This window comes from Caulobacter sp. S45, from assembly GCF_903642205.1.
GTDB lineage: Bacteria > Pseudomonadota > Alphaproteobacteria > Caulobacterales > Caulobacteraceae > CAHJWH01.
The window spans coordinates 1-6,514 of the sequence record NZ_CAHJWH010000169.1 but is presented as its reverse complement, the minus strand read 5'-3'; the positions used below and the strand labels follow the sequence as shown (position 1 = coordinate 6,514).

Genomic DNA, 6,514 nt, shown 5'->3' with positions numbered 1-6,514 from the left:
CGATCAGCCCGGCCATGTCCTCCACATGGGCGTAGGCCTTGGGGTCGACGGTCTGGTCGAAGGTGGCGTCCAGCTTGGCGACCAGGGCCGCGTCGCCGCCCATGGCGCTGATCAGGCCGCCGATGTCCTGGGGCGCGTACTCGCTGTACTGCCAGGCGTTGCCCTCGGTGAAGCCGGAGCCCGCGCCCGCCGCCGCCGGGTCGAAGGGCTCGCGCCAGGCCCCGTCCGACAGCCGCGGCCGGGCGAAGCCGGTCTTGGGGTCGAACACGTTGCGCCAGTTGCCCGCCCTCGTCTCGAAGCGGGCGGCGATGTCAACGCGGCCGAGCTTGCGGGCGGCCACTGCGATCGTCCAGTCGTCGAAGGCGTATTCCAGGGTCTTGGACACCCCCTCCCCGTCCAGGTCGACGGGCACGTAGCCCTTGCGCATATACTCGGCGAGGTGGCCGTAGGGGCCGTAAGTGGCGCTGGCCACCATGGCGTCCAGCGCGCGGGCCTGATCGACGCTCGGCTGGTCCTTCATGATCGCGTCGGCGAGTTCGGGCGCCGCGTGGTAACCGATCATGCACCAGGTCTCGAGCCCTGCGAACTGCCAGACTGGCAGGATGCCGTAGGGGCTCTCCTCCCGCGAGACGATCAGGGAGGTCATGGCGTCGGCGGTGCGACCAGCCGGCTGGATCAGCGTCATCAGCGGCTGTTCGGCGCGGTAGGTGTCCCACAGCGAGAAGCTGGAGACGAAGTCGAAGCCTTGGGCCCGGTGCGTCTCCCCGTCCGGCCCGCGGTAGCCGCCATCCACGTCCATGAACAGGCTGGGGGCGAGCAGCGAATGGTACAGCGCGGTGTAGAGGTTGCGCCGCATGGGCGCCGGCGCCTCGAAACGGACGCGGTTCAGCTCCGTCTCCCAGGCCTGGCGCGCGCGGGCGCGCACGGCGTCGAAGTCGAAGTCCGGCGCCTCGGCGGCGAGGTTGGCCAGCGCCGCGGCCTCGCTCGTCGGCGACAGGGCGACCTTCACCACCAGGGGCCCGGCCAGCGCGCCGAAGTCGAACACGCCGACGAGCCCCCGCCCCTGGATGAACGGAATGTCGCGCGGCCCTGTCCCCGGCCCGGCGAAGCCCTTGTAGGGCTGCTCCACCGGCTCGCGGTCGTACAGCGCATGGCCGGTCGGCGCGGCGGAGAAGCGGAGCGCGAAGTAGAGCTTGCGGCCGGGCGCCCAGCCGCGGGTCTCGCGCATGCCGGTCACCGCGCCGTCGCGCCGGATGCGCAGCTGCGACCACAGCACCTTGCCCGGATAGTCGTAGATGACGTGGCGGAGGTCGAGCAGCACGTGGGCCGGCCGGCCGGCGGGGAAGGCGTAGCGGTGCACGCCCACGCGGGGCGTCGCGGTCAGCTCCGCCCGCACGCCGTAGTCGGCCAGCGTCACGGCGTAGTAGCCGGGCTGGGCCACCTCGCTCTTGTGGTCGAACGCCGACCGGTAGCCGGAGCCCGCCACGGCGGCGTCGCCGGGATCGAGCCGCACCTCGCCCGCGATCGGCATCAGCGACACGTCGCCGAGGTCGGAGTGACCGGCGCCCGAGAAGTGGGTGTGGCTGAAGCCCTGGATAGTGCGGTCTTCGTAGCGGTAGCCCGCCGCGTGCGCATAGGAATGCTTGAAGTCGGCGATCAGGGTGTCGGGGCTGAGCTGCACCATGCCGAAGGGCGCGGTCGCGCCAGGAAAGGTATGGCCGTCTGCGCCCGTGCCGATGAAGGGATCAACCTCGGCGAAGGCCTTGGCGCCCGCGGTCGGCTGGGCCGCGACCGCGGGCGCCAGACTCGCCAGCACGCACGCCGCGCAAATCGCCCCGGCCGCAAACCTGCTCATCATCGCACATCCCCGCTGCAACATACCGATGGTCTTGGCGTCCGGGTCTGAGCTGTCGAGATCACGCGTCGCGTCCATCCTCCTTGCTCGCACTTGTCGCGGGCATCCAGAGCGCGCCGGTCTACTTGAAAGGCTCTGCGCCCTGGACCCGCGGAACACATCCGGGGGAGGAGGAGTGAGGACCACCGGACCTGATCCTCGTTGTTCCCGAAGTCAGCCCTTCTCCGCGCCCACGGTGTCCAGCTCCGCCAGCACGTCATCGGCCAGCTTCAACTCCGCCGTCGCGAGGTTCTGGCGCAGGTGCTCCACCGACGAGGTGCCGGGGATAAGCAGGATGTTCGGCGCGCGATGCAGCAGCCAGGCCAGGGCCACCTGCATGGGCGTGGCCTCCAGCCGCTTGGCCACGTCAGACAGGGTGGAGGACTGCAGCGGCGTGAAGCCGCCGAGCGGGAAGAAGGGCACATAGGAGATTTCCGCGGCCTCCAGCTCGTCGATCAGCGCATCGTCCTCACGGTGAGCGAGGTTGTACTGGTTCTGCACGCAGACGACCTCGGCTATGCCGCGCGCCTGCGCGACCTGGGTCGAGGTCGCGTTGCTCATGCCCAGGTGTTGGATCAGGCCCTGCCGCTGCAGTTCCGCAAGGGCTGTGAACGGCTCCTCGATCGAGCCTTCGCTCAGCCCGTGGCCATGGCCCATGCTCCGGAAGTTGACGACGTGGAGCGCGTCGAGGCCGAGGTTTCGCAGGTTGTCATGAACAGCCTGGGTCAGTTCGGCGGGTGTGATCGCCCGGTTCCAGGAGGCATCCTCGCCCCGCACCGCGCCGACCTTGGTCACGATCACCAGGTCGTCCGCATAGGGGTGCAGCGCCTCACGGATCAGCTTGTTGGTGACGTGCGGGCCGTAGAAGTCGCTGGTGTCGATGTGGTCGACCCCGCTCGCCACCGCCTCGCGCAGGACCGTCAGGGCCGTGGCCGGGTCCTTGGGCGGCCCAAACACGCCCGGTCCGGCGAGCTGCATCGCCCCATAGCCCAGGCGCTTAACGGTGCGGCGGCCGAGCGCGTAGACGCCGGCGGAGGCGATATCGGTCATGGCGGTTCTCCTCTCCCCGGTCATGCCTTCGCGGACGGTTGCGGGCCGGGGGTGCGGGCGGTGGATCGCCCATGCGACGACCCTATACCGGCGGTGCGATCCTGCGTCTCCTGCTCAGCGTCCGTGTCCTGCACGCCCGCTCAGCGGCGGGACGCCTGCCGTGCCTGCCGGGACCAGCCGTCGATGGGGGATCGCCGCCGACGGGCGACGAGGAATGTCAGAGCGGCGCTTGCGGCCAGGGCCGCCGTGGGCGCGAGGGGATGCAGCCGGCGGCCGTGTACAGGCTGAAGCGAAGGCCCGGGCCTTCGGCGCCGTGCACCTCGCCGCCCGACATCGCCGAAAACAGGTTGTCGCCGGGCGTGGCCGGCGTCTTGGGATCGTTCAGGAGCGGCGTGATCGCCCCTGCGAGGTGAGCGAACAGGCCGGGGAAGTGGGTGGCGAACAGCACCTGCGCCAGGCCGGCCCCACCGACGGTCACCTCCCGCATGGGATGCCGGGCGGCATGCAGGATCGCGTCCGCGACCAACTCCGGCGCGTAGACCGGCGGCGGTACCTTCGCCTCGCCGTGCTTGTGGTTCGCCACATGAGCGTTCAGGGGGGTCCCGATCCCGGAGGGCTTGACCAGGGTCACGATCACCGGGACCTTGTCGCGGTTCAGCTCGATCCTGAGACTGTCGACATAGCCCTTCACCGCGTGCTTGCTGGCGGCGTAGGTCCCCATGACCGGCGAGCCCATGTCCGACGCGACCGAGCCGACCATGATGAACGCGCCCCGCCGTGCGCGCAGATGCGGGATGGCCACCTGCGCGCTGTTCACGGCCCCCCAGTAGTTGGTCCGGAACAGCCGCTCGTGCTCGTCGCGGGGCGTGGTCAGCACGTCGGCGTAGATCGCGACGCCGGCGTTGCTGACCCAGGTGTCGATGCCGCCGAACCGCTCCAGGGCGAGGTGCGCCGCCTGCTCGAGCTCGGACAGCTCGCCCACGTCGGCGACCGCATAGGCCGCGCGTCCACCCGAGGCGATGATATCCTCCACGGCCGCCTTCAGCGCGGGCTCGCCCCGCGCGACGAGCAGGACCTTCGCGCCCGCCTTCGCAGCCTTGCGCGCGGTGGCCAGCCCGATCCCGGAACTCGCGCCCGTGACGACGACGACCTGCTGGGACAGGGGCTTGAGCTTGGTCATTGTAGGCCTTTCGAGCGCGCCCATAACCGCAAGGTCTCCGCAGAGTTCCTGCCGCGCCGAGATGAGGCCGCGGGGTATCAGCCCGAAGGGCGCCGCGCCGTGGACAGGCCGGCGTGGATGGCGGCGAGGGCGAGCGCTTCGATCTCCGCCCGCGACCGGCCGGCGAGTTCGGCGGCAAGCGCGGCGGGAGACGCCGCGGACGCCAGACGCCCGGCCTCCAACACCAGCGTGGTGTCGGTCAGGCGGCCCACCTCCTCCCTGTCGTGGCTGACATAGACCACCGGTATGGCGAGCTGGGAGAACAGCCCCCGCAGCTGGGGCAGCAGCTCGGCCTTGGCCTCCACGTCCAGCCCCGACAGGGGTTCGTCCAGCAGCAGCAAGTGCGGCCGGGTCAGCAGGGCGCGGGCGATGGCGACCCGCTGGCGCTCCCCGCCGGACAGGCGCGAGGTGGCGCGCTGGAGGAGCGGCTCCAGGGCCAGCAGGGCCACGACGTGGTCGAGCTCGTGCGCTTCCATCCCGGCCCTGCGGCGGCCGTAGTCGAGGTTGCGCCGGACTGAGAGGTGGGGAAGCAGCGCGGCGTGCTGGAAGACGTAGCCCACTGGCCTGCGATGGGGCGGAAGGAAGTGCGCCTCGTCCTGCCAGACCTCGCCAGCGAGGCGGACGGCGCCGTCCAGCCGCTCCAGCCCGGCCATGGCCCGCAGGAGGGTGGACTTGCCCGATCCGGAGGGGCCGGTCAGGGCTGTGACGCCGACGGGCAGCCCAAAGGCCACATCTATCGCTAAAGCGCCGACCCGCCCCTGGAGGCGGACCTCACCCGCAGCCGCCGTGCTCATGCGCCCAGGCGGGAGAAGCGCCGGTCGATCAGGAACAGCACCAGCAGCGAGATGAAGGCGAAGGCCGCCAGCCCCGCGGCCAGCGCGTGGGCCTGGCCGTACTGCAGGGCCTCGACCAGCTGGTAGATGCGGATGGAGACCACCTCGGTGCGTCCCGGCACGCCGCCCCCGATCATCAGCACGACCCCGAATTCACCTATGGTGTGGGCGAAGACCAGCACGGCGGCGGACAGGAAACCCCGTCGGGCGAGCGGCACGGCGACGGTGAAGAAGGCGTCCAGCGGGGAGGCGCGCAGCGTCGCCGCCGCCTCCATCGGCTCGCGCCCCACCGCCTCGAAGGCGGTCCGGAGCGGCTGCACCGCAAACGGCATGGAGTAGAAGATCGACCCGATCACCAGCCCCGTGAAGGTGAAGGCCAGCGTGCGGACGCCGAACACGTGCAGCGGCGCCATCAGCGGGCTGTCGGGGCCCAGCGCCACCAGCAGGTAGAAGCCCAGCACCGTGGGCGGCAGCACCAGGGGCAGGCTGGTGACCGCGGCCACCACCTCCTTCCACCAGGACGGGCTTCGCGCCAGCCACCAGGCCAGCGGCGTCGCCACCAGCAGCAGCAGGACCGTGGTGACGGCGGCGAGCGTCAGGGTGAGGCGGACGACCTCGAACACGCGGCCCTAGTGGACCGTGTAGCCGTACCGGACGATGATGGCCTTGGCTTCAGGCCCCCTGAGAAAGGCCAGGAACCGCCGGGCGGCGGGGTTGCTGTCGCCAGGAGCCAGCAGGATGGCGTCCTGGTCTATGGGGGCGTGCAGGCTGTCAGGCACGATCCAGCGCGAGCCGCCGGGTTCGTTGACCACCTCGCTCAGGGCCACGAAGCCAAGCTCGGCGGCGCCGGTGCGGGTGAAGTCCCAGGCCTGGTTGATCGAGGCGCCCTGGACGATCTTGGCCTTGAGCGGACCGTACACGTTGAGCCGGGTCATGGTCTCCACGGCGGCGGCGCCGTAGGGCGCGGCGCCCGGGTCGGCGATGGCGATCCTGGCGAAGCGCGAGGGCTGGCGCAGCACCGCGCCGGCGTCGTCCACCAGGCCCGGCGTGCGGCTGAACAGCACCAGCTTGCCGGTGGCGTAGACGAAGCGCGTGCCCGGCACCCCGACCCCGGCCTTCTCCGCCTGCACCGGCCGGTCGACATCGGCGGAGAGGAAGACCTGGTAGGGCGCGCCATGGGTGATCTGGGCGTAGAACTGGCCGGAGGCGCCGAAGCTCAGCACGGCGGTGTCGCCGGTGGAGCGCCGGAAGGCGGCGGCGATCTCCTTGGCGGGCTCGGTGAAGTTGGCGGCCACCGCGACCGGCACCTCGGCGGCGAGCACGGGCGTGGCGCCGAGCGCGCCGGCGACCAGGAGGATGAAGACTGCCGCCGCACGGATGGATCGCCTGAGCATCGGTGCGGGTCCCTGGCCGCTCGGCGGTGAGCGGATGCGTGGCTGGCTGGTGCCGCTTACAGGACTCGAACCTGTGACCCCCTCATTACGAATGAGGTGCTCTACCAGCTGAGCTAAAGCGGCC

The 6,514-nt window shown here is 71.0% G+C and carries 6 protein-coding genes and 1 tRNA gene; all 7 read right to left on the bottom strand.

The genetic code is table 11. The annotated features are described in order from the left end of the window. On the bottom strand, positions 1–1,933 hold a 1,933-nt coding region (locus tag HUV06_RS13885; protein WP_254601141.1), incomplete at its 3' end, for a GH92 family glycosyl hydrolase. 135 nt (positions 1,934–2,068) lie between these two features. After that, positions 2,069–2,944 (bottom strand): aldo/keto reductase family oxidoreductase, encoded by an 876-nt coding sequence (locus HUV06_RS13880; RefSeq protein ID WP_174301846.1) that lies wholly within the window; start codon positions 2,942–2,944, stop codon positions 2,069–2,071. A gap of 217 nt (positions 2,945–3,161) precedes the next feature. Then, positions 3,162–4,124, bottom strand: coding sequence for an SDR family oxidoreductase (locus HUV06_RS13875; protein WP_174301845.1), 963 nt, complete (start codon positions 4,122–4,124; stop codon positions 3,162–3,164). Positions 4,125–4,201: 77 nt separating this feature from the next. After that, a complete protein-coding gene (locus HUV06_RS13870; RefSeq protein WP_174301844.1) occupies positions 4,202–4,957 on the bottom strand; it encodes an ATP-binding cassette domain-containing protein in 756 nt (251 codons plus the stop codon). After that, the gene (gene modB, locus HUV06_RS13865) at positions 4,954–5,619 is read right to left on the bottom strand and encodes a molybdate ABC transporter permease subunit (RefSeq protein WP_174301843.1); all 666 of its coding nucleotides are present in this window, start codon (positions 5,617–5,619) and stop codon (positions 4,954–4,956) included. Before modB ends, HUV06_RS13870 begins: the two co-directional genes overlap by 4 nt. A gap of 6 nt (positions 5,620–5,625) precedes the next feature. Further along, positions 5,626–6,390: a molybdate ABC transporter substrate-binding protein gene (gene modA, locus HUV06_RS16695; protein ID WP_174301842.1), complete on the bottom strand. Its 765-nt coding sequence runs from the start codon at positions 6,388–6,390 to the stop codon at positions 5,626–5,628. 47 nt (positions 6,391–6,437) lie between these two features. Continuing rightward, positions 6,438–6,513, bottom strand: a tRNA-Thr gene (locus HUV06_RS13855). Position 6,514 lies beyond the last annotated feature (1 nt).